We start from the raw sequence: 21,474 nt of genomic DNA, 5'->3' as shown, positions 1-21,474 counted from the left end.
GTGATCCGCAGGGCCGACCTCGACTCCCTTCCCGTACGGGAAGCCGTGCCCGCCCTCGTCTCGGCGCTCGACGCCCACGGCGCGGCCGTGCTCTGTGCCCCGCCCGGGACCGGCAAGACCACGCTGGTGCCGCTGGTGCTGGCGGGGCTGGTGGGGGACGGGCCGCGCCGCCGGATCGTGGTCGCCGAACCCCGCCGGATCGCCGCCCGCGCGGCGGCCCGCCGGATGGCCTGGCTGCTCGGCGAGCAGGTCGGCGCCTCCGTGGGCTTCACGGTGCGCGGCGAGCGGGTGGTCGGGCCGTCCAGCGTGATCGAGGTGGTCACCACCGGGGTGCTGCTCCAGCGGCTCCAGCGGGACCAGGAGCTGTCCGGCACCGACCTGGTCATCCTGGACGAGTGCCACGAGCGGCACCTGGACGCCGACACGGTCGCCGCCTTCCTCCTGGACGTACGCGAGACCCTGCGCCCGGAGCTGCGGATCCTCGCGGCCTCGGCGACCACCGACGCGGCCGGCTGGGCCCGCGTCCTGGGGGACGCCCCCGTCGTGGAAGCCGCCGGGGTCTCCTACCCCGTGGAGACCGTGTGGGCCCCGCCGGCCCGCCCGGTGCGGCCGCCGCACGGGATGCGGGTGGATCCCGCGCAGCTGACGCACGTGGCCTCGGTGGTGCGGCGAGCGCTGGCGGAACGTTCCGGCGACGTCCTGTGCTTCCTGCCCGGCGTCGGTGAGATCGCCCGGGTCGCCGGGCAGCTCGGCGCCGTCGACGCGGAGGTCCTCCAGATACACGGCCGCGCTCCGGCCTCCGTCCAGGACGCGGCGCTGTCCCCCGCGCCGCACCGCCGCGTCATCCTGTCCACCGCCGTCGCGGAGTCCAGCCTGACCGTGCCCGGCGTACGGATCGTCGTGGACTCGGGGCTGGCCCGCGAACCCCGGGTCGACCACGCCCGGGGCCTGGGCGCGCTGGCCACCGTACGGGCGTCCCGCGCGGCCGGCCGCCAGCGCGCGGGCCGGGCCGGGCGCGAGGCCCCGGGCACGGTGTACCGCTGCTGGGCCGAAGCGGAGGACGGGCGGCTGCCCGCGTACCCCTCCCCCGAGATCCGGATCGCGGACCTCGCGCAGTTCGCCCTCCAGGCCGCCTGTTGGGGCGACCCGGACGCGACCGGTCTGGCCCTGCTCGATCCGCCGCCGGCCGGAGCGATGGCCGCGGCGCGCGAGGTGCTGCTCGCGGTGGGCGCGGTGTCCCCGGCGGGCCGGCCGACGCCCCGGGGGCTGCGGATGGCCCGGCTCGGCCTGCACCCGCGCCTCGCCCGGGCCCTCCTCGACGGCTCCGCCGCGCTGGGGGCCCGGCGGGCGTCGGAACTGGTGGCCCTGCTGAGCGAGGAGCCGCCGCGGGAGTACGGGGACGACCTGGCCGCGGCCTGGCGGCGTGCCCGCGCTGGTGGCGACGGCTACGCCCCCCGCTGGCGCACGGAGGCCCGCCGCCTGGAGCGCGCGGCGTCGGAAGGCGGCCCTGCGGGGCATTCCCTCCCCGACGACACCGCCGCCGGGCTCGTCGCCGCGCTCGCGTTCCCGGAGCGGGTCGCCAAGGCCAAGGGCCAGGGGGCCTTCCTCATGGCCTCCGGAACCGGGGCCGAACTCGCGGAGGGGTCAGCGCTGCGCAACGCGCCCTGGCTGGCCGTGGCCGTCGCCGACAGGCCCCCGCACTCGGCGTCCGCCCGCGTCCGGCTCGGAGCCCTCATCGACGAGGAGACCGCCCGCGCCGCCGCCGGCCACCTCTTCCGCTCCGGCGAGGAGGTCCACTGGGAGGACGGCGACCTCGTCGCCCGCTCCGTGGAACGGCTCGGCGCCATCGAGCTCGCCGCACGGCCCCTGCGCACCCCCGACCGGGACCTCGTCAGGGACGCCCTGCTCGACGGGCTGCGCACCGACGGGCTCGGCCTGCTGCGCTGGACACCTGACTCGCAGGCGCTGCGGGCCCGGCTCGGCTTCCTGCACCGCACGCTCGGCCCGCCGTGGCCCGACGTAGCGGACGACGGTGAGCTGCTGGAGCGGGCCGACGACTGGCTGGAGCCCGAGCTGTCGCGGGCCCGCCGCCGCGGCGACCTCGCGCGGATCGACGCGGGCCAGGCGCTGAACCGGCTGCTCCCCTGGGCCACCGGGGAGGCCGCCCGGCTCGACGAGCTGGCCCCCGAGCGGATCGAGGTGCCCAGCGGGTCGCGGATCCGCGTCGACTACGCCGCCGAGCACGGACAGCCCGTACTGGCGGTCAAGCTCCAGGAACTGTTCGGGCTGGCCGAGACCCCCCGGGTCGCGGGGGTTCCCGTACTCGTCCATCTCCTGTCGCCCGCCGGCCGGCCCGCCGCGGTCACCGCCGACCTGGCTTCCTTCTGGCAGGGCGGCTACCGCGCGGTCCGTGCCGAGCTCCGCGGCCGCTACCCCAAGCACCCGTGGCCCGAGGATCCGGCGACCGCCGAACCCACCCGGCACACCAACGCCCGGCTCAAGCGCTGAGCGGCCCCTCGCGCTCGGGGCGCCGACTGCGCGCCTCCAGCAGCAGGGCGAGCGCGAAGAGCGCGAGCCCGCCGGCCGCCAGCCCGATCGGGGCGTACGTGTGCAGGGCCAGGACCATGACCCGGTTCGACTTGACCAGGTCGACGGTGTAGTCGCTGTAGTCCTCGCGGATCTTCACGTGCCCGGCGAAGACGGTGAGCTTCCCCTCGGGCGCGCTGCCCGCGATGGTCCCGCCGCGCATCTCCTGCTGGATCTCCTGCTCGGCGTTGACGGGAGCCCCGGTCACCGGGTCGACCCAGAACTTCGCCTTGGTCGTGTACCAGAGGCTGGTTCCGGTGCTCTGCTCGAACGTCGCCGGGTCGATGCCATCGAACGGCATCTTCTTCGGCAGCCCGACCTTCGTCCACGGCACGGTCTGCTCGAAGTAGTAGACGTCGACGCCCTTGAACGTGCGCGGACCCACGTAGTGGATGGGCGAGGAGGTGCGGGTCTGCTGGTCGAAGTAGAGGTAGTCGCGCGGCTCGGTGAAGAACGGCCACTTGAACTCGATGCCCTCGCGCTTGACCGGGTCCCCGTCCACCGCCTCGCCGGTGGCGTGCACCGGGTCCTGGCTGTGCGCGTCGAAGATGTAGCGCTCCGGTATCTGGGAGACCATCTTCCCGTCCGGGCCCATGATGTGGGTCAGCGTGTCCCAGACCACGACGTCCTTGCCGGCGCTGGCCTCGATCTCCCGCGACGCCTCGACGTTTCCCTTGAGGGTCTGGACGATGGTGACCTTGTCGACCTTCTTGGGCTGCATGGTGGCGTAGTCGATGAGGGTCGCGTCCTTCGCCTCCAGCACCATCTCCTGGTACTGGCTCGGCGGGATCTTGGCGAGTCTGGGGTACGCGTACCAGCGCAGCAGTGGTGCGAGGGCTGCACAGAACACGGCTACGGCTAGCAGGACGAGGCTTGCTCTGCGTCGCATGGCCGGGCCCTCCTCTACTTTCCGGGCGCGGCGGGCGCGGTGGTGAGCAGGGGCTTCGGTGAGGTCTTGCCTTCCGGCGCCCCCGTCGCCGTGATGGCGAAGACGAGGAGCACCGCGAGGACGAGACCGCTGGCGGCGGCGACGAATGCGCGCATGCCGGGGCCTCCGGAATCTGATGGGGTGTCAGGGCGGTGGCACCGTAGCAATGCGGGTGACAGATGAGAACCGTTTGCGCCACTGCTCGCGCGGGGACCTCGCGGCGACCCGTGTCGGGGCGGTGGCGGAGCGGACACGAGGTCGCCCGTTCCACCCCGAGGGAGCGGGACGGGGCGGGGCCCCCCATGGCGCGACCCCGCACCTCGGTCCAGGCGGTGCGGGGTCGTGCCGGAGCCCCGCCCCTGCTCAGGGGCGGGGCTCCGGTGCGCGTCAGCGGGTCGGCGTGGGCGCCGGAGTGGCGGCGGACGCGGACGGTGAGGGCTTGGGCGACGGCTTGGGCTTCGGCGACGGGGAGACCGAAGCGGTGGGCTTCGGAGAGGGCTCGGGCGTCGGCGACGGGGTGGGCTTGGGACTCGGAGTCGGAGTCGGAGTCGGACTGGGAGTCGGGGTCGGTGTCGGTGAAGGCGTGGGGCTCGGCGTGGGAGTCGGGCTCGGCGTCGGTGTGGGCGTCGGACTCGGAGTCGGGGTCGGGGTCGGGGTCGGACTCGGAGTCGGAGTGGGCGTCGGACTCGGGGTAGGCGTCGGCGTGGGCGAAGGAGTAGGCGTCGGCTTCGGCGTAGGCGTGGGCGAAGGGGTCGGCTTCGGCGACGGCGTGGGCTTCGGCTTCGGTGTCCGAATCGGATCCGGGCCCGGCTTCGGAGGTGTGACCACCGGGTCGCCGCCGCCACCGGTCCCACTGCCGCCGCCACGGCCGTCCGGGATCTCGTGCGTGCCCTTCAGGTAGTACGTGAACCAGGACCGCACCGTCCGCAGGTACGCCGAGGAGTGGTTGTACGACAGCACGGCCCGGTCCAGATCCGCGTCCACCCGCAGGTCACGCGTACCGGCGCACAGGTAACGGCCCGCCGCGAGCGCGGCGTCGTGCACGTTGTTGGGGTCGCGCCGGCCGTCGCCGTTGGCGTCCTGGCCCCACGAGGCCCACGTGGACGGGATGAACTGCATCGGCCCGACCGCACGGTCGTAGCGGGAGTCACCGTCGTAGGCTCCGCCGTCGGTGTCGGAGATGTTCGCGAAGCCGTTGCCGTCGAGCACGGGCCCCCGGATCGGCCGCAGCGTCGTACCGGAGGCGTCGACCTGGCCGCCGCGCGCCTGCCCGGACTCGACCTTGCCGATGGCCGCGAGGAGCTGCCAGCGCAGTCCGCATCCGGGGTCGTTCCTGCCGACCGCCTGCTCCGCGCCCCGGTACGCGGCGAGCACGCTCGCCGGTATGCCCTGCGCGCCCTCGGCCCCGCCCATGGCCACGGGCCCGCCCCGCGCCCCCGGATCCGCGGCGGCCTGCGCCACGGGCGGCGGCGTCGCCCCGCCCTCGGGCAGCAGCACGGCCGGCGGCTCGGGGCTCACCAGCGGCGGCAGCGCGGTGAAGTAGGAGCCGTCCCCGGCGGAGTCCTCGGGGGCGGGCGCGGGTTCCGCGACCGCGGACGCGTCGGCACCGACCGCGAGCGGTCCCTGCGAGGCGGTCAGCACGCCGGCCACGAGAGCGGAGAGGAGCACGGCGGCCCCGCTCTTGCGCACCACCCGGCCGAAGCGCGCCGGTATCCCCGCGGACGCGCCTGCCGGTATTCGAATCCGAGCCGTCATGAGCCGGACCCCCCTCCCCCTCGACGTCCGCGTGACCCTACGTCAACTCGCTGAACAGGGCACGCATCGTGAGCGGGATTTCACGATTTCCTCATGAGTTCCGCAGGCCACCCATACTGGACGCACCGGGCGCCCGCACCGGTCGAAGAGCCGAGCCCTCCGAGACAAGGTCCCATGCCGTTCACTCTCAGCCACGCGGCCGCCGTACTTCCGGCCATCCGCCGGTCCGGTCGTGCGCGCGGCCCCCTCGTCGGATCGGCCCTGGTCCTCGGGTCGTTCGCTCCGGACACCCTCTACTTCGTCGACGTCGTGGTGCCGGGCCTCAGGCCGTACAGCACCTTCACGCACTCCCTGCCCGGCGTCCTGACCGCCGACGCAGCCCTGACCGCCGTCCTCGCGGCGTGCTGGCTGCTGCTGCGCGAACCGCTGATCGCGCTCCTGCCGCGCGGCCGGCAGGGCAGGGTGCACGCCTTCGTCCGGGGCGAGGAATGGCGCGGGCGCCGACTGCCCGCGCTGGCCCTCTGGTTCTACCTCTCGGCGGCCATCGGCTCCCTCACGCACGTGGTGTGGGACGCCTTCACGCACGTCGACCGCTTCGGGACGCGCATCCTGCCGGAGCTGGGCGAGCCGCTCGCCCTCGGACTGCCCCTCTACTCGTACCTGCAGTACGGGACTTCGGCGCTCGCGGCCTGCCTCCTGGTCTGGTTCACGGCGACCGCACTGCGCCGGCTGCCCGACTCGCCCGCCCCCGCGTCCGTCCCGGTGCTCGGCCGGGCCGAGGTGTGGGGCGCGCTCGCCCTGGTCCTCGTCTGCGTGGCGGTCGGGATCACCTGGCGCGTGCTGCGCTTCTTCACCTACTTCGACCGGATCCGCACGCCGCTCGACATCATCCCGACCGTCTGTTTCGGCGCGGGCGGCGGCCTCGCCGTGGGGCTGCTGCTGTACGGGATCCTCGTGCGCCTGCCGCACCGGCGGGTCCGCGACCGCTCGAACCCGAACGCCGAGTCCGACTCGGACGCCGACTCGGACTCGGCGGAGAAAAAGGGAACGCCCGTCCCCACCACTTAGGCGGGGACGGGCGCTGCCCGGGCCACGAGGGCCACGGATCAGTGCGCGGCGGACTCCCAGTCGGGGCCGACGCCCACGGACACGTCCAGCGGGGCCCGCAGGTCGACGGCGGCGGCCATCTCGCGGCGCACCAGCTCCTCCACCTGCTCACGCTCTCCGGGCGCGATCTCCAGCACGATTTCATCGTGGACCTGGAGCAGCATCCGCGACTTCAGCCCGGCCCCGGTGATCGCCTTGTCCACGCGCAGCATCGCGACCTTGACGATGTCGGCGGCGGTGCCCTGGATCGGCGCGTTCAGCGCCATCCGCTCGGCGGCCTCGCGGCGCTGGCGGTTGTCGCTGTTGAGGTCCGGGAGGTAGCGGCGGCGGCCGAAGACGGTGGCCGTGTAGCCGGTGGCGCGGGCCTCCTCGACGACCCGGCCCAGGTAGTCCCGGACCCCGCCGAAGCGCTCGAAGAAGGTCTCCATCAGGCCGCGGGCCTCGCCGGGCTCGATGTTCAGCTGCTGGGCGAGGCCGAACGCGGAGAGCCCGTAGGCCAGACCGTAGGACATGGCCTTGATCTTGCGCCGCATCTCGGCGTCGACCTCGGAGCGCTCGACGCCGAACACTTGGGAGGCGACGGTGGTGTGCAGGTCCTCGCCCGACTGGAAGGCTTCGAGCAGGCCCTCGTCCTCGGAGAGGTGGGCCATGACGCGCAGCTCGATCTGGCTGTAGTCGGCGGTCATGAGGGATTCGTAGCCCTCGCCGACGACGAAGCCGCGGCGGATGGCCCGGCCCTCGTCCGTGCGCACCGGCACGTTCTGCAGGTTGGGGTCGGTGGAGGACAGCCGGCCCGTCGCGGCGACGGTCTGGCTGAAGCTGGTGTGCACCCGGCCGTCGGCGGCGATCATCTTGACCAGGCCCTCGACGGTGACGCGCAGCTTGGCCTGCTCCCGGTGGCGGAGCATGATCACGGGCAGTTCGTGGTCGGTCTGGGTGGCCAGCCAGGCGAGCGCGTCGGCGTCCGTGGTGTAGCCGGTCTTGGTCTTCTTCGTCTTCGGCAGGTCCAGCTCGCCGAAGAAGACCTCCTGGAGCTGCTTGGGCGAGCCGAGGTTGAACTCGTGGCCCACCGCCGCGTGTGCCTCCTTCACCGCCTGCTGCACGGCCGCGGCGAACTGCTGCTCCATCGCTTCGAGGTGGCTGCGGTCCACGGCGATGCCGGCCCGCTCCAGGCGGGCCAGCAGCTCGGAGGTGGGCAGCTCCATGTCGTGGAGCAGCTCGGCCGCGCCCACCTCGGGCAGCTTCACCGCGAAGGCGTCGCCGAGGTCCAGGACGGCGCGGGCCTGCGCCATCAGGGCTTCGGCCTCGGCGGTGTCGTCGGCGCCGAAGGCGAGCTGCCCGTCGGCGGCGGCGGGCGCCAGCTCCCGGTGCAGGTACTCCTGGGAGAGCACGTCCAGCGCGAAGGAGCGGCGGCCGGGCTTGACCAGGTAAGCGGCGAGCGCGGTGTCCATGGCGACCCCGGCCAGGGTCCAGCCGTGCTCGGGGAAGACCCGCATCAGGGCCTTGGCGTTGTGCACCACCTTGGGCTTGGCGGCGTCGGCGGCCCAGGTGGCGAAGGCCCGCTCGTCGGCCTCGTCCAGCGCGGACGGCTCGAACCAGGCGGCGGCGCCGCCGGCCGAGGCGAGCGCGATCTCGGAGACGTTGCCGGCACCGAGCGCCCAGGTGTCGACGGTGGAGATGCCGAGCGGGGCGCCCGCGTGGCTCTCCAGCCACGGCGCGAGCTCGCCGGCGCCCAGCACGGAACCGTCCAGCTCCACGGCGGCGGCCACCGGGGCCGGGGCCTCCTCCTCGGCTGCGCCCGGGTCCACGGCGAGCAGCCGCTCGCGCAGGGAGGCGTTGCGGATCTCCAGTACGTCCAGGACTCCGGTGACGGCCGTCCGGTCGTAAGGGGCGCGGGCCAGGTCTGCCGGGGTCTTGGGCAGGGCGACGTCCTTGACCATCTCGGTCAGGATCCGGTTGAGCTTCACGGCGTCCAGGTGGTCGCGGAAGTTCTGCCCGGCCTTGCCCTTGACCTCTTCGGCGCGCTCGACGAGCTCCGCGAAGGACCCGAACTGGGTGATCCACTTGGCGGCGGTCTTCTCGCCGACGCCCGGGATGCCGGGGAGGTTGTCGGACGGGTCGCCGCGCAGCGCCGCGAAGTCCGGGTACTGCTGGGGGGTGAGCCCGTACTTCTCTTCGACCTTCTCGGGGGTGAAGCGGGTCAGCTCGGAGACGCCCTTGGTGGGGTAGAGCACGGTGGTGTGCTCGGAGACGAGCTGGAAGGAGTCCCGGTCGCCGGTGACGATCAGCACGTCGAAGCCGAGGGCCTCGGCCTGCGTGGCGAGGGTCGCGATCACGTCGTCGGCCTCGAAGCCGTCGACCGCGAAGCGCGGCACGCTCATCGCGTCGAGGAGCTCGCCGATCAGCTCCACCTGCCCCTTGAACTCGTCGGGGGTCTTGGAACGGTTCGCCTTGTACTCGGGGAACTCCGCCGAGCGCCACGTCTTGCGGGACACGTCGAACGCCACCGCGAAGTGCGTGGGCGCCTCGTCGCGCAGCGTGTTCGCCAGCATCGACGCGAACCCGTAGATGGCGTTGGTCGGCTGCCCCGTCGCGGTGGTGAAGTTCTCCGCGGGCAGCGCGAAGAACGCCCGGTACGCCAGGGAGTGCCCGTCCATGAGCATCAGGCGGGGGCGGCCCGCTGCGGTCGGCTGGTCGGTCTTCTTCGATGCTGAATCTGCCACGCCCCCGATCCTAGGCCGCCGCGCTGACAATTCCGGCGCCGGTGGTCACCCGGTCGGTGGGCAGCCGTCCGGGCCCGGCCCCGCGCGGGCCCGACCGCCGTCGCCCCCGGAGGCCGGCCACCGGCCCATCCGCCACCCATCCAGCGCCCTTCGTGGGGCCAGTCCGCTGCGGGGCCCGTCCACGGCCGGTCCGCCGCAAGGGCCCGGCCGCCGCCTCCCACCGGGCCTCCCCCGCGACTCGCCCGGGCAGCCCCGTCCGGCTCCCCCCGGCGCATCCGTCACAGCGGCCGCCCCCGGCGCACCCGCCCGGCCTGCGGACGCTCCGTACCGCCCTCCCGCCCACCCGGCGACCGTGAAAGGATCGGAAGTGCGGCACTATGTGCTGCACTCGCACACACGCTCGAAGGGGAGCGACATGGCCACCAAGCCGCCCGCAGGGGATCCCGTACAGGACGCACCCCAGGTGACGCCCCCCAAGCACGCGGCCGCCGGCCTGCCCGCGATCGGGCACACCCTGAAGATCGCGCAAGAGCAGATGGGGCTCGCCCGTACCGCCCGCACCCTCCTCAAGGTCAACCAGAAGAACGGCTTCGACTGCCCCGGCTGCGCCTGGCCCGAGGGCGACAAGCGGCACACCGCCGAATTCTGCGAGAACGGCGCCAAGGCCGTCGCGGAAGAAGCCACCCTGCGCCGGGTCACCCCCGCGTTCTTCGCCGCGCACCCGCTGGCCGACCTGGAGACCCGCTCCGGCTACTGGCTGGGCCAGCAGGGCCGGATCACCCGGCCGATGCTCATGGAGGCCGGCGCCGACCGCTACGAGCCGGTCAGCTGGGAGCGGGCCTTCGCGGTGATCGCCGAGGAGCTGCGCGCCCTCGACTCCCCCGACGAGGCCCTCTTCTATACCTCCGGCCGCACCAGCAACGAAGCGGCCTTCCTCTTCCAGCTGTTCGTCCGCGAGTTCGGCACCAACAACCTCCCCGACTGCTCGAACATGTGCCACGAGTCCTCGGGCTCCGCACTGAACGAGACGATCGGCATCGGCAAGGGCAGCGTCTCCCTCGAAGACCTCCACCAGGCCGACCTGATCATCGTCGCCGGGCAGAACCCGGGCACCAACCACCCGCGCATGCTCTCCGCCCTGGAGAAGGCCAAGTCGGCCGGCGCGAAGATCATCTCGGTGAATCCGCTGCCCGAGGCCGGCATGGAGCGGTTCAAGAACCCGCAGACCCCCCTCGGCATGCTCAAGGGCACCGCCCTCAACGACCTGTTCCTCCAGATCCGCATCGGCGGCGACCAAGCCCTCTTCCGCCTCCTCAACAAGCTGGTCATCGAGGCGGGCGGCGCCACCGACGAGCAGTTCATCCGCGAACACACCCACGGCTACGAGGAGTTCGCGGCCGCCGCCAAGGACACCGACTGGGACGCGACCCTCACCGCCACCGGCCTCACCCGCCCCGACATCGAGCGCGCCCTCGCCATGATCCTGGCCTCCAAGCGCACCATCGTCTGCTGGGCCATGGGCCTGACCCAGCACAAGCACTCCGTCGCCACCATCCGCGAGGTCGTCAACCTGCTGCTCCTGCGCGGCAACATCGGCCGCCCCGGCGCCGGCGTCTGCCCCGTCCGCGGCCACTCCAACGTCCAGGGCGACCGCACCATGGGGATCTTCGAGCGCCCCGCGCCGGCCTTCCTCGACGCCCTCGACCGCGAATTCCAGATCACCTCGCCCCGCGAGCACGGCTTCGACGTGGTCCGCTCCATCCAGGCCCTGCGCGACGGCGAGGCCAAGGTCCTCTTCGCCATGGGCGGCAACTTCGTCGGCGCCACCCCCGACACCGAGGTCACCGAAGCCGCGATCCGCCGCGCCTCCCTGACCGTGCACGTCTCCACCAAGCTCAACCGCTCCCACGCGGTCACCGGCAAGCGCGCCCTGATCCTGCCCACCCTCGGCCGCACCGACAAGGACGTCCAGGCCGGCGGCAAGCAGTTCGTGACCGTCGAGGACTCCATGGGCATGGTCCACTCCTCCCGCGGCAACCTCGCCCCCGCCTCCCCGCACCTGCTCTCCGAGCCCGCGATCGTGGCCCGCATGGCCCGCGCCGTCCTCGGCGAGGCCTCCAAGACCCCCTGGGAGGAGTTCGAGCGGGACTACGCGGCCATCCGCGACCGGATCTCCCGCGTCGTCCCCGGTTTCGAGGACTTCAACGCCCGCGTCGCCCGCCCCGGCGGCTTCCAGCTCCCGCACGCCCCGCGCGACGAACGCCGCTTCCCCACGAAGACCGGCAAGGCGAACTTCACCGCCGCACCCGTGGAGTACCCGCACCTCCCGCCGGGACGCCTGCTCCTGCAGACCCTGCGCAGCCACGACCAGTACAACACCACCATCTACGGCCTCGACGACCGCTACCGCGGGATCACCGGCGGCCGCCGCGTGGTCATGGTCAACCCCGAGGACGCCGCCGAGCTCGGGCTCGCCGACGGCTCGTACACGGACCTCGTCGGCGAGTGGCGCGACGGCGTGGAGCGGCGCGCCCCCGGCTTCCGCGTCGTGCACTACCCGACCGCCCGCGGCTGCGCCGCCGCCTACTACCCCGAGACCAACGTGCTGGTCCCCCTCGACTCCACGGCGGACACCAGCAACACCCCTGCGAGCAAGTCCGTCGTCGTGCGCTTCGAACCGGCCTGATAGAACGACTCCAGGACAAGATGGTTAACGAGCGTTGACGAACGGAGTCGGCCCATGGGCGAGCAGCAGCACGCGGTGAAGTTCCCGCAGGAGGTCCTCGACGAGTACACGGCCCTGGGCATCGACCTGCCCGCGCTGTTCTCGGCGGGCGACCTCGGCAAGCGGATGGACATCCGCATCCTCGAAGCCTCCGCCGAGCGCGTGGTCGCCACCATGCCCGTCGAGGGCAACACCCAGCCCTACGGACTCCTCCACGGCGGGGCCTCCGCCGTGCTCGCCGAGACCCTCGGCTCGGTCGGCGCGATGATGCACGGCGGCATCACCAAGGTCGCCGTCGGCGTCGACCTGAACTGCACCCACCACCGCGGCGCCCGGTCCGGCCTGGTCACCGGCGTCGCGACCCCCGTGCACCGGGGCCGCTCCACCGCCACCTACGAGGTGGTCATCACCGACGAGCAGGACCGCCGGGTCTGCACCGCCCGCCTGACCTGCCTGCTGCGCGACGTCGAAGCGGCCCCCGGGGCCTGACCCCGGCGAGGCACGGCCCACGGGCCCGGATCCCGCCCCGCGAGGGGCAGGAGCCGGGCCCGCGCCGTGCCCGCGGGCCGGCACCGCCTTCACGGGCACGACCTCGGGCCCGCGCCGCACCCGCCGGAACCCCCCGGGCACGCCCCGAACGCCCCGCCCCCGCCCCCGGAACCCCGCCACCCGCCCGGAATCCGCCAGTCCGCGCACGTTCCGCCACGGGCTGTTGTGTCACCGATGGTGACGGCCTACCGTCCCCCCATGGGGACCACGCCGCGCACAACGCTCCCGTACGTCGCCGCCGCCCTCGCCGCGCTGCTCCTGCCCGGATGTTCCAACTCCGCCCCGCACGCCGCCCCGACGTCTTCCGCTGCCGAGCCAAGCCCCTCCTCACCTGCCCAGATCTGCACCGCCCTGGTCTCGTACTGGGCGAAAGAGACCCTCAAGGGCAGCAAGTGGTCGGGGCTGGACTGGGAGCAGAAGGGCCTGTCCAATGATCAGTACGCGATCCACGAGGAAGCCGTCGCCGCCGGCCGGGCCGAGGAGCGAACCCACGGGCAGGAAAAGGGACTTGAGCTGATCGACCGGCTCGTGGCGCAGCGCTGCACCGAGCAGGACGGAGCCACCCGGAGCTCCGAGAACTGGCGCCCTCCGCAGTGAGCCGGATGACCGGAATCGTGCATGCCATGTCCGGCTTCCGGTCACTTGTCGACGTACGACCCCTTCGCAGGTCGAGAGGCCTTTGCGCCCTCTCCGGAAGATCCGGAGACCGAAGTCGATCACGCTTTTTCGCTACCCTGCGTCATGTCCATACCTTGCAGAATCAGGCCTTTACGTTCCTGAATGCCACTCGATGGATTCTTTCGGCCACACGCTGCAACATTCGACCCGTTTTGATCTATGACAGGACCATGAGGCCCTCAAGCCCCTTAGAGGAACGGGGATTTCTCAGCATGTGGTCAAACCCCGAGGTCGCTAAAAGCCCGATCTGTCCGTACTCCCGCCGCACATTCTTGGCCTTGGCATAACAAGAGCGTCACATCCTCCTTTCCCGCCTCCCCGCATTCGCCACCTCGGCCTAGAGTCACGGCCAGTCACCGCGCCGAAAGGTGCGACTCAGCACGGCCGTGGACCTCCCAGTGCGGCCCGGCGAACATTCGGCACCTCACCTGAGGCGGCCGCGCCAGGGAAAGGAAGAATCGTGCGACACCGTTCTTTGCTCGTCCTCACCACCGTCCTCACCACCGGTGCACTGACCCTCACCGCCTGCGGATCCCGCGACGAGGGCAAGACCACGGACAAGACCGACGGAGCCAAGACCGTCGTCGTCATCGGTGTGGACGCCCCGCTCACCGGCTCGCTCTCCGCGCTCGGCCAGGGCATCAAGAACTCTGTCGACCTCGCGGCCAAAACGGCCAACAAGAACAACGAGGTTCCCGGCATCGAGTTCAAGGTCGAGGCCCTCGACGACCAGGCGGTCCCCGCCTCCGGTCAGGCCAACGCCACCAAGCTCGTCGGCAAGAAGGAGGTCGTCGGTGTCGTCGGCCCGCTGAACTCCGGCGTCGCCCAGCAGATGCAGGGCGTCTTCGCCTCCGCCAACCTGGCGCAGGTCTCGCCCGCCAACACCAACCCCTCGCTCAGCCAGGGCGACAACTGGGGCAAGGGCGAGTTCAAGCGCCCCTTCAAGACCTACTTCCGCACCGCCGCCACCGACGTGGTCCAGGGCAAGTTCGCCGCCCAGTACCTCTTCAAGGACGCCGGCAAGAAGAAGGTCTTCGTCGTCGACGACAAGCAGACCTACGGCGCCGGCCTGGCCGCGATCTTCTCCGACGAGTTCAAGAAGCTCGGCGGCGAGGTCGCCGGCACCGACCACGTCACCGTGAAGGAGACCGACTTCTCCTCCACCGCCGACAAGGTCAAGTCCTCCGGCGCCGACTCCGTCTACTTCGGTGGCCAGTACCCCGAGGGCGGCCTGCTCGCCGACCAGATCAAGAAGGCCGGCGCCAGCATCCCGCTCATGGGCGGCGACGGCATCCAGGACCCCGCCTTCATCAGCGCCTCCGGTGAGGCCAACGAGGGCGACCTGTCGACCTCCATCGGCTACCCGGTCGAGAAGCTCCCCACCGCCAAGACCTTCATCGCCGACTACGCGGCCGGCGGCTACAAGGACCCCTACGCGGCCTACGGCGGCTACTCCTACGACGCCGGCTGGTCCATCATCCAGGCCGTCAAGGCCGTCGTCGCCGCCAACAACGGCAAGCTCCCGGCCGACGGTGGCCGCGCCGCCGTCGTCGAGGCTCTCGGCAAGGTCTCCTTCGAGGGCGTGACCGGCAAGGTCGCCTTCGACCAGTACGGCGACACCACCAACAAGCAGCTCACGGTCTACAAGGTCGAGGGCGGCAAGTGGGTCGACGTCAAGAGCGACACGTTCAACCAGTAATCCAGTAGTACCGGGCCCGGTCCGTCCGACCAGGCCCACCCTCCCCAAAGAACCAGCCGCGCGAGGGCGCAACAGCGCCCTCGCGCGGAGTCTTATCCGACACGCTCATCGGAGGCCCTGCGGTGCACGAACTGCCGCAACAGCTGGCCAACGGCCTGTCCCTCGGTGCTCTCTATGGCCTCATCGCCATCGGGTACACCATGGTGTACGGGATCGTCCAGCTCATCAACTTCGCCCACGGCGAGATATTCATGATCGGCGGGTTCGGTGCACTCACCGCGTACACCGCCCTCCCGACCGGCACATCCCTGCTGATCGCGATACCCGTCATGATCGTCGGAGGCGCACTCGCCTCCGTCGCCGTGGCCACCGCAGCCGAACGCTTCGCGTACCGTCCCCTGCGCAGCGCACCCCGGCTCGCCCCGCTCATCACCGCAATCGGCCTCTCGATCGCGCTCCAGCAGCTCGTCTGGCAGTTCTACCCGGACGCCAAGAAGGCAGTCAGCTTCCCGGAGTTCAAGGGAGCCGCCTTCAAGATCACCGACAGCCTCTCCATCCAGCGCGCGGACGCCTTCGTCCTCGTCCTCGCACCCCTGTGCATGCTCGCCCTCGGCGTCTTCGTCTCCAAGAGCCGCAGCGGCCGCGCCATGCAGGCCACCGCGCAGGACCCCGACACCGCGAAGCTGATGGGCATCAACACCGACCGCATCATCGTCATGGCCTTCGCCATCGGTGCCGCGTTCGCCGCCGTCGCAGCCGTCGCCTACGGCGTCGACAAGGGCCAGATCAACTTCGAGATGGGCTTCATCCTCGGACTGAAGGCCTTCACCGCAGCCGTCCTCGGCGGCATCGGCAACATCTACGGCGCCATGGTCGGCGGCGTGGTCCTCGGCCTCGCCGAAGCCCTCTCGATCGCATACATCGAAGAGATCCCCGGCATGCAGCAGCTCGGCGGTGGAGCCTGGTCCAACGTCTGGGCCTTCGTACTCCTCATCGTCGTCCTCCTCGTGCGGCCACAAGGCCTGCTCGGTGAGCGCGTCGCGGATCGGGCGTGAGAACCATGACCACCAACACCACCCCGCAGACCGCCCCGGCCAAGCAGGGCCCCGCCCCCGCCGCACTGCTCTACGCAGTCGCCGCCGGCAGCCTCATCACCATCGTCAGCGCCTTCCTGGCCTGGACGTGGACCCCCGACTTCCCCGGTGACCTGACCTACTACGGCAGCCCCGCCAGCCTCCAGTACGTCACCCTCATCGGAGCGGTCCTCAGCCTCGCCTTCGCGCTCTCCGCGCTCGGCGTCAAGGGCTTCCGCTGGCTGACGCCCGCCGGATCCCACAAGGCCGTCAAGTTCCTGACCCTCGGCAACTTCCTGGCCACCGGATTCACGGTCATCTCCATCGTCGTCGTCCTCGGCAAGATCGCCGACCTCGACCCCGGTGCCTACGTAGCCTTCGTCGGCTCGCTCATCGCGGCCCTCGCCGCCTTCAAGCTCCCCGACGACAGCCACAAGGCGGCCCCCGCCAAGCCGCTGCCCTCCTGGGCCGAGATCCTCATCATCACCGGCGTCTTCGCCCTCGGCCTCTACGTGGTCACCTTCGGCATCGACACCAACGACAACGAGCCGCAGCTCTTCGTCGCCTACCTGATCACCCTCGGCTTCGCCGCCTTCGGCCTGCTCAAGTCGGGCCTCCTGGACCGGTTCAGCAGCATCACGGCAAAGAACCGGCAGGTCACCCTCATCGGGACCGCCGCCGCCGCGATCGCCTTCCCGTTCATCCAGCAGAGCGGCGACACCTACACGCTCATCGCGGTCAACATCCTGATCTTCGCGACCGTCGCCCTCGGCCTCAACGTCGTCGTCGGCCTCGCCGGCCTCCTCGACCTCGGCTACGTCGCCTTCCTCGGCGTCGGCGCCTACGCCGCCGCCCTGGTCTCCGGATCCACCGCCTCCGCGTTCGGCATCCAACTGCCCTTCTGGGCAGCGGTCATCGTCGGCGCCCTCGCCTCGCTCATCTTCGGCGTGGTCATCGGCGCACCGACCCTCCGCCTGCGCGGCGACTACCTGGCCATCGTCACCCTCGGCTTCGGAGAAATCTTCCGCATCGCCATGGGCAACCTCGACGGCCAGTCCGGCCCCGACATCACCAACGGCCCCAACGGCATCCCCAACATCCCCCACCTCGAACTCTTCGGGTGGAACTTCGGGGAATCCCACGACGTCGGCGGCATCATCCTCGGCGCCTACGCCAACTACTACTTCCTGATGCTGCTCGTGATGGCCCTGGTCATCGTGATCTTCGCCCGCGCCGGCAACAGCCGCATCGGCCGCGCCTGGGTCGCCATCCGCGAAGACGAGACCGCCGCCGAAGCCATGGGCATCAACGGCTTCAAGGTCAAGCTCATCGCCTTCGCCCTCGGCGCCACCCTCGCCGGCCTCGCCGGCACCGTCCAGGCACACGTCAACAGCACGGTCGTCCCCGAGAACTACGTCTTCGCCGGGCCCGTCCCGCCGAACTCCGCGTTCCTCCTCGCCGCCGTCATCCTCGGCGGCATGGGCACCATCCGCGGCCCCATCCTCGGCGCCGCACTCCTCTTCCTGATCCCGGCGAAGCTGGCCTTCCTCCAGGACTACCAGCTCCTCGCCTTCGGCATCGCCCTCATCCTGCTCATGCGCTTCCGCCCCGAAGGCCTCATCGCCAACAAGCGCGCGAAGCTCGAGTTCCACGACGACGAGACGACTGACCAGGCCCCCACGGACCTGGCCACCGCCAAGGCGGGGGCGTGAACAACATGACCACCACGGACACCACCACGAAGACCACGGTCCTCGAAGCCAGCGGCGTGACCATGCGCTTCGGCGGCCTCACCGCCGTCAAGGGCGTCGACCTCAAGGTCAACGCCGGCGAGATCGTCGGCCTCATCGGCCCCAACGGCGCCGGCAAGACCACCTTCTTCAACTGCCTCACCGGGCTGTACGTCCCCACCGAGGGAACCGTCAGCTACAAGGGCACCGTCCTGCCGCCCACGCCCCACAAGGTCACCGCAGCAGGCGTCGCCCGCACCTTCCAGAACATCCGGCTCTTCCACAACATGACCGTGCTGGAGAACGTCCTCGTCGGACGCCACACCCGCACCAAGGAAGGCCTCTGGTCCGCCCTCCTGCGCGGCCCCGGCTTCAAAAAGGCCGAAGCCGCCAGCGAAGCGCGCGCCATGGAACTCCTCGAGTTCATCGGCCTGCAGCACAAGGCCGGACACCTCGCGAAGAACCTCCCCTACGGCGAACAGCGCAAGCTCGAAATCGCCCGCGCGCTGGCCAGCGACCCCGGCCTCATCCTCCTGGACGAGCCCACCGCCGGCATGAACCCGCAGGAAACCCGCGCCGCCGAAGAACTCATCTTCGCGATCCGCGACATGGGCATCGCCGTCCTCGTCATCGAGCACGACATGCGCTTCATCTTCAACCTCTGCGACCGCGTCGCCTGCCTCGTCCAGGGCGAAAAGCTCATCGAAGGCACCGCCTCCGAGGTCCAGGGCGACGAGCGCGTCATCGCCGCCTACCTCGGCGAACCCTTCGAAGGCGCCCCCGGCGCGGAGGAGGTTGCCGCGGTCGAGGCCGCCGAAGCCGCCGCCCCCGCCGCCGAAGAGACCGCGGACAGCACCACCAGCACGGACACGGAAGGAGAGGCCAAGTGACCGCACTGCTCAAGGTCGAAGACCTCAAGGTCGCCTACGGCAAGATCGAAGCCGTCAAGGGCATCTCCTTCGAAGTCAACGAAGGCGAAATCGTCTGCCTCGTCGGCACCAACGGCGCCGGCAAGACGACCACCCTGCGCACCCTCTCCGGGCTCCTCAAGCCCACCGCGGGCAGCATCACCTTCGACGGCAAGCCCCTGGCCGGCGTCCCCGCCCACAAGATCGTCTCCATGAAGCTGGCGCACTCCCCCGAGGGACGCCACATCTTCCCCCGGCTGACGATCACCGAGAACCTCCAGCTCGGCGCCTTCCTCCGTACGGACAAAGAAGGCATCGAGAAGGACATCCAGCGCGCCTACGACCTCTTCCCCATCCTGGGAGAGCGCCGCAAGCAGGCCGCCGGCACCCTCTCGGGCGGCGAGCAGCAGATGCTCGCCATGGGCCGCGCCCTCATGTGCCAGCCCAAGCTGCTCATGCTGGACGAGCCCTCCATGGGCCTCTCCCCGCTGATGATGCAGAAGATCATGGCCACGATCGCCGAACTCAAGGCGACCGGCACCACGATCCTCCTGGTCGAGCAGAACGCCCAGGCAGCCCTCTCGCTGGCCGACACGGCCCACGTGATGGAGATCGGCAAGATCGTCCTGTCCGGCACCGGCCAGGAGCTCCTGCACAACGAGGACGTCCGCAAGGCGTACCTCGGCGAGGACTGAGCCCCACCCCGCGTACGAGTGAGGCCCCCTCCGGATCCTGGATCCGGAGGGGGCCTCACTGTTTGCCGTACTGCCGTACTAGAGGCTGCTACTCGCCCTTGCCGGCGGCGGCCTTCTTCTCCTCGGCGTCCTCGATGACGGCCTCGGCGACCTGCTGCATGGACATGCGGCGGTCCATGGAGGTCTTCTGGATCCACCGGAAGGCGGCCGGCTCGGAGAGCCCGTACTGCGTCTGCAGGATGCTCTTGGCGCGGTCCACGAGCTTGCGCGTCTCCAGGCGGAGCGAGAGGTCGGCGACCTCCTTCTCCAGCGCACGGAGCTCGGCGAAGCGCGACACGGCCATCTCGATGGCCGGTACCACGTCGCTCTTGCTGAAGGGCTTCACGAGGTACGCCATGGCGCCGGCGTCCCGCGCCCGCTCCACGAGATCCCGCTGCGAGAACGCGGTGAGCATCAGCACGGGGGCGATGGACTCCTCCGCGATCTTCTCGGCGGCGGAGATCCCGTCGAGGACGGGCATCTTCACATCAAGAATGACCAGGTCGGGACGGTGCTCCCGGGCCAGCTCGACGGCGGTCTGCCCGTCTCCGGCTTCACCGACGACGGCGTAGCCCTCCTCTTCGAGCATCTCCTTGAGGTCGAGACGGATGAGCGCCTCGTCCTCGGCGATGACGACGCGCGTCGTCAGCGGCGGAACGTGCGACTGGTCGGCGTCGGGCGTGGGCGTCGACTCGTGCTCGGCGGTCACGGGGGCTCCTTGGTGCAAGGCGATTCAGCTCCCCCGAGCCTACCTAGCTCCTGTATGTTTGTGACACGGAGGGTATTAGGTATCCTTTGTTTCGAAGGGGCCCCGGTAGCCCAGCGGCAGAGGCCATGGATTCAAAACCCATTCAGCGTCGGTTCGAATCCGACTCGGGGCACTTCTCCTTCGTTTCCAAGGTCGCCAAGCGATTTTAGGATCTTCACTCGTCACAGTGAACGCAGCTTCGAATTGCGACCAACTGGACGAACAGCGACGAAGCTCCCGAGCGTGGAGCACAATCCTTCGATACGCGAAGAAGCAGTCCTACTGATGCGCCGGGGCGTGACCAATCGAGTGGTCGCCGAACACCTGGGCATACCGCGCGGCACCATCGGCTGGTGGCGCTCCGAGGACCGAAGACACCGAGGTGAGGCGTACGTCCGCCCAACGGACTGCCCGAGATGCACCGGCCGCGAAGTCGACCAGCCCGCGTACGCCTATCTCCTGGGGCTCTACCTCGGCGACGGCCACATCATCTCCAAGCACAAACAGCACCACCTGTCCGTCTACTGCGACGCCTCCTGGCCCGGCCTCATCGACGCAGCCGAAGCAGCGATGCTCCTCGTCATGTCCCTCCCCAAGGTGGGACGGGTCCAGCGGCAGGGTTGCGTAGAGGTCGAGTCCTACACCCACCACTGGACGTGCATGTTCCCGCAGCACGGACCGGGCAAGAAGCATGACCGCCGCATCGCCCTGGCGGACTGGCAGCAGGCCATCGTCGACGCCCACCCGTGGGAGTTCGTCCTGGGGCTGATCCACTCCGACGGGTGCCGGGTCACCAACTGGACCGTCCGCAACGGCAAGCGCTACGAGTACCCCCGGTACTTCTTCACCAACAAGTCCGACGACATCCGGAAGCTCTGTACGGACACCCTCGCCAAGGTCGGCGTCCAGTGGACGATCCTCGCCCGCGGCAGCGACCCCTTCAACGTGTCCATCGCGAGGAAGGCGTCCGTCGCACTCATGGACGCCCACATCGGGCCGAAGTACTAGCCCGGCAGGTCGCCGCTGCCGCCCAGGTTGGCCACCATGCGCCGCAGAACGTCGATGGTCGCCGCGTACGCCGCGTCGTCGACGCCCTGCCGCAGCCGCGCGTGCACCTTCGCGTTGCGGTCGTGCGCGCGGGCCCGGCCGGCTTCGCCCGCTTCGGTCAGGGTCAGCGTGCCGTCCGTCTCCGTGAGCCAGCCCCGGGCCGCCAGGTCGTCGTAGACCGCGTCGAAGTCGGTGTCCTGGTCGTCGTACGGGGTGAGCTTCTCGGTGAGGGCAGCGCGCTTCCAGTGGGCCGGGGCGGCCGTCACGTGGTTGAGGGTCCACCAGTGGGGCTGGGTGAGGTTCTCCTCGGCCAGCGCGGCCCTGAGGCCGCCTATCACGAGGTTGGCGGCCTCGCGGGCCCAGTAGCCGATGGGCTGGGCCGCGAGCTGGTCCTGTGTGTACTCCTTGATGGTCATACGGGAAAGCTACGACCTCAACCAAGCTTGAGGTCAAGGCGTTGCGGCGCGTCGGCCACCGATGTTCC

General features: G+C 70.8%; 17 protein-coding genes and 1 tRNA gene. 12 read left to right on the top strand and 6 right to left on the bottom strand.

Features of this window, described 5'->3' with window-relative positions; genetic code table 11:
• Positions 1-2,508 carry an ATP-dependent helicase HrpB gene (gene hrpB / locus OHA37_RS29540; RefSeq protein WP_266913192.1) on the top strand — a complete coding sequence of 836 codons (2,508 nt, stop codon included), beginning with the start codon at positions 1-3 and terminating at the stop codon, positions 2,506-2,508.
• Here the strand turns inward: hrpB and OHA37_RS29535 are convergent.
• The 3 genes from OHA37_RS29535 to OHA37_RS29525 all read right to left on the bottom strand — a co-directional run bounded on the left by OHA37_RS29535 (position 2,498) and on the right by OHA37_RS29525 (position 5,269).
• Positions 2,498-3,475 carry a DUF3068 domain-containing protein gene (locus OHA37_RS29535; RefSeq protein WP_266909593.1) on the bottom strand — a complete coding sequence of 326 codons (978 nt, stop codon included), beginning with the start codon at positions 3,473-3,475 and terminating at the stop codon, positions 2,498-2,500. The two genes, hrpB and OHA37_RS29535, sit on opposite strands and share 11 nt — an antisense overlap.
• 14 nt (positions 3,476-3,489) lie before the next feature.
• Complete coding sequence (locus OHA37_RS29530; protein WP_243338278.1) at positions 3,490-3,630, bottom strand: SPW_0924 family protein; 141 nt, start codon at positions 3,628-3,630, stop codon at positions 3,490-3,492.
• Positions 3,631-3,901: 271 nt separating this feature from the next.
• On the bottom strand, positions 3,902-5,269 hold the full coding sequence (locus OHA37_RS29525) for a lytic transglycosylase domain-containing protein (RefSeq protein WP_266909592.1): 1,368 nt from the start codon (positions 5,267-5,269) through the stop codon (positions 3,902-3,904).
• Between the two features lie 174 nt (positions 5,270-5,443).
• On the opposite strand from OHA37_RS29525, the gene OHA37_RS29520 reads away from it, so the two are divergent.
• Complete coding sequence (locus OHA37_RS29520; protein ID WP_266909591.1) at positions 5,444-6,337, top strand: DUF4184 family protein; 894 nt, start codon at positions 5,444-5,446, stop codon at positions 6,335-6,337.
• A 38-nt stretch (positions 6,338-6,375) separates the two neighbouring features.
• Here the strand turns inward: OHA37_RS29520 and polA are convergent, their stop codons facing one another.
• Positions 6,376-9,099, bottom strand: a complete 2,724-nt coding sequence (gene polA / locus OHA37_RS29515) for a DNA polymerase I (RefSeq protein WP_266909590.1) — start codon at positions 9,097-9,099, stop codon at positions 6,376-6,378.
• 415 nt (positions 9,100-9,514) lie between these two features.
• Between polA and OHA37_RS29510 the strand changes: the two genes are divergently transcribed.
• The 8 genes from OHA37_RS29510 to OHA37_RS29475 all read left to right on the top strand — a co-directional run bounded on the left by OHA37_RS29510 (position 9,515) and on the right by OHA37_RS29475 (position 19,156).
• Positions 9,515-11,785: an FdhF/YdeP family oxidoreductase gene (locus OHA37_RS29510; RefSeq protein ID WP_266909589.1), complete on the top strand. Its 2,271-nt coding sequence runs from the start codon at positions 9,515-9,517 to the stop codon at positions 11,783-11,785.
• A gap of 54 nt (positions 11,786-11,839) precedes the next feature.
• Entirely contained in the window at positions 11,840-12,313 is a 474-nt protein-coding gene (locus OHA37_RS29505) for a PaaI family thioesterase (RefSeq protein WP_266909588.1), read from the top strand.
• A gap of 258 nt (positions 12,314-12,571) precedes the next feature.
• Positions 12,572-12,970 carry a hypothetical protein gene (locus OHA37_RS29500; RefSeq protein WP_266909587.1) on the top strand — a complete coding sequence of 133 codons (399 nt, stop codon included), beginning with the start codon at positions 12,572-12,574 and terminating at the stop codon, positions 12,968-12,970.
• A gap of 541 nt (positions 12,971-13,511) precedes the next feature.
• Entirely contained in the window at positions 13,512-14,750 is a 1,239-nt protein-coding gene (locus OHA37_RS29495) for a branched-chain amino acid ABC transporter substrate-binding protein (protein ID WP_266909586.1), read from the top strand.
• A gap of 122 nt (positions 14,751-14,872) precedes the next feature.
• Positions 14,873-15,805 carry a branched-chain amino acid ABC transporter permease gene (locus OHA37_RS29490; protein WP_266909585.1) on the top strand — a complete coding sequence of 311 codons (933 nt, stop codon included), beginning with the start codon at positions 14,873-14,875 and terminating at the stop codon, positions 15,803-15,805.
• A gap of 5 nt (positions 15,806-15,810) precedes the next feature.
• A complete protein-coding gene (locus tag OHA37_RS29485) occupies positions 15,811-17,535 on the top strand; it encodes a branched-chain amino acid ABC transporter permease (RefSeq protein WP_266909584.1) in 1,725 nt (574 codons plus the stop codon).
• Between the two features lie 5 nt (positions 17,536-17,540).
• A complete protein-coding gene (locus tag OHA37_RS29480; protein ID WP_266913190.1) occupies positions 17,541-18,443 on the top strand; it encodes an ABC transporter ATP-binding protein in 903 nt (300 codons plus the stop codon).
• The gene (locus OHA37_RS29475) at positions 18,440-19,156 is read left to right on the top strand and encodes an ABC transporter ATP-binding protein (RefSeq protein ID WP_266876958.1); all 717 of its coding nucleotides are present in this window, start codon (positions 18,440-18,442) and stop codon (positions 19,154-19,156) included. Before OHA37_RS29480 ends, OHA37_RS29475 begins: the two co-directional genes overlap by 4 nt.
• Positions 19,157-19,244: 88 nt before the next feature.
• Here the strand turns inward: OHA37_RS29475 and OHA37_RS29470 are convergent, their stop codons facing one another.
• Positions 19,245-19,904, bottom strand: coding sequence for an ANTAR domain-containing response regulator (locus tag OHA37_RS29470; protein ID WP_250744985.1), 660 nt, complete (start codon positions 19,902-19,904; stop codon positions 19,245-19,247).
• A 99-nt stretch (positions 19,905-20,003) separates the two neighbouring features.
• On the opposite strand from OHA37_RS29470, the gene OHA37_RS29465 reads away from it, so the two are divergent.
• Both OHA37_RS29465 and OHA37_RS29460 read left to right on the top strand, forming a co-directional pair.
• Positions 20,004-20,076, top strand: a tRNA-Leu gene (locus tag OHA37_RS29465).
• A 152-nt stretch (positions 20,077-20,228) separates the two neighbouring features.
• Positions 20,229-20,951 carry a helix-turn-helix domain-containing protein gene (locus OHA37_RS29460; protein WP_266913188.1) on the top strand — a complete coding sequence of 241 codons (723 nt, stop codon included), beginning with the start codon at positions 20,229-20,231 and terminating at the stop codon, positions 20,949-20,951.
• Here the strand turns inward: OHA37_RS29460 and OHA37_RS29455 are convergent.
• A complete protein-coding gene (locus OHA37_RS29455; RefSeq protein WP_266909583.1) occupies positions 20,948-21,406 on the bottom strand; it encodes a MarR family winged helix-turn-helix transcriptional regulator in 459 nt (152 codons plus the stop codon). The genes OHA37_RS29460 and OHA37_RS29455 overlap by 4 nt on opposite strands.
• Between the last annotated feature and the right edge of the window lie 68 nt (positions 21,407-21,474).

The organism is Streptomyces sp. NBC_00335 (genome assembly GCF_036127095.1).
In the GTDB taxonomy this organism is placed as follows: Bacteria; Actinomycetota; Actinomycetes; order Streptomycetales; family Streptomycetaceae; genus Streptomyces.
Note: the sequence above shows the minus strand (reverse complement) of the source record. Positions and strands in the feature narration are given on the sequence as shown.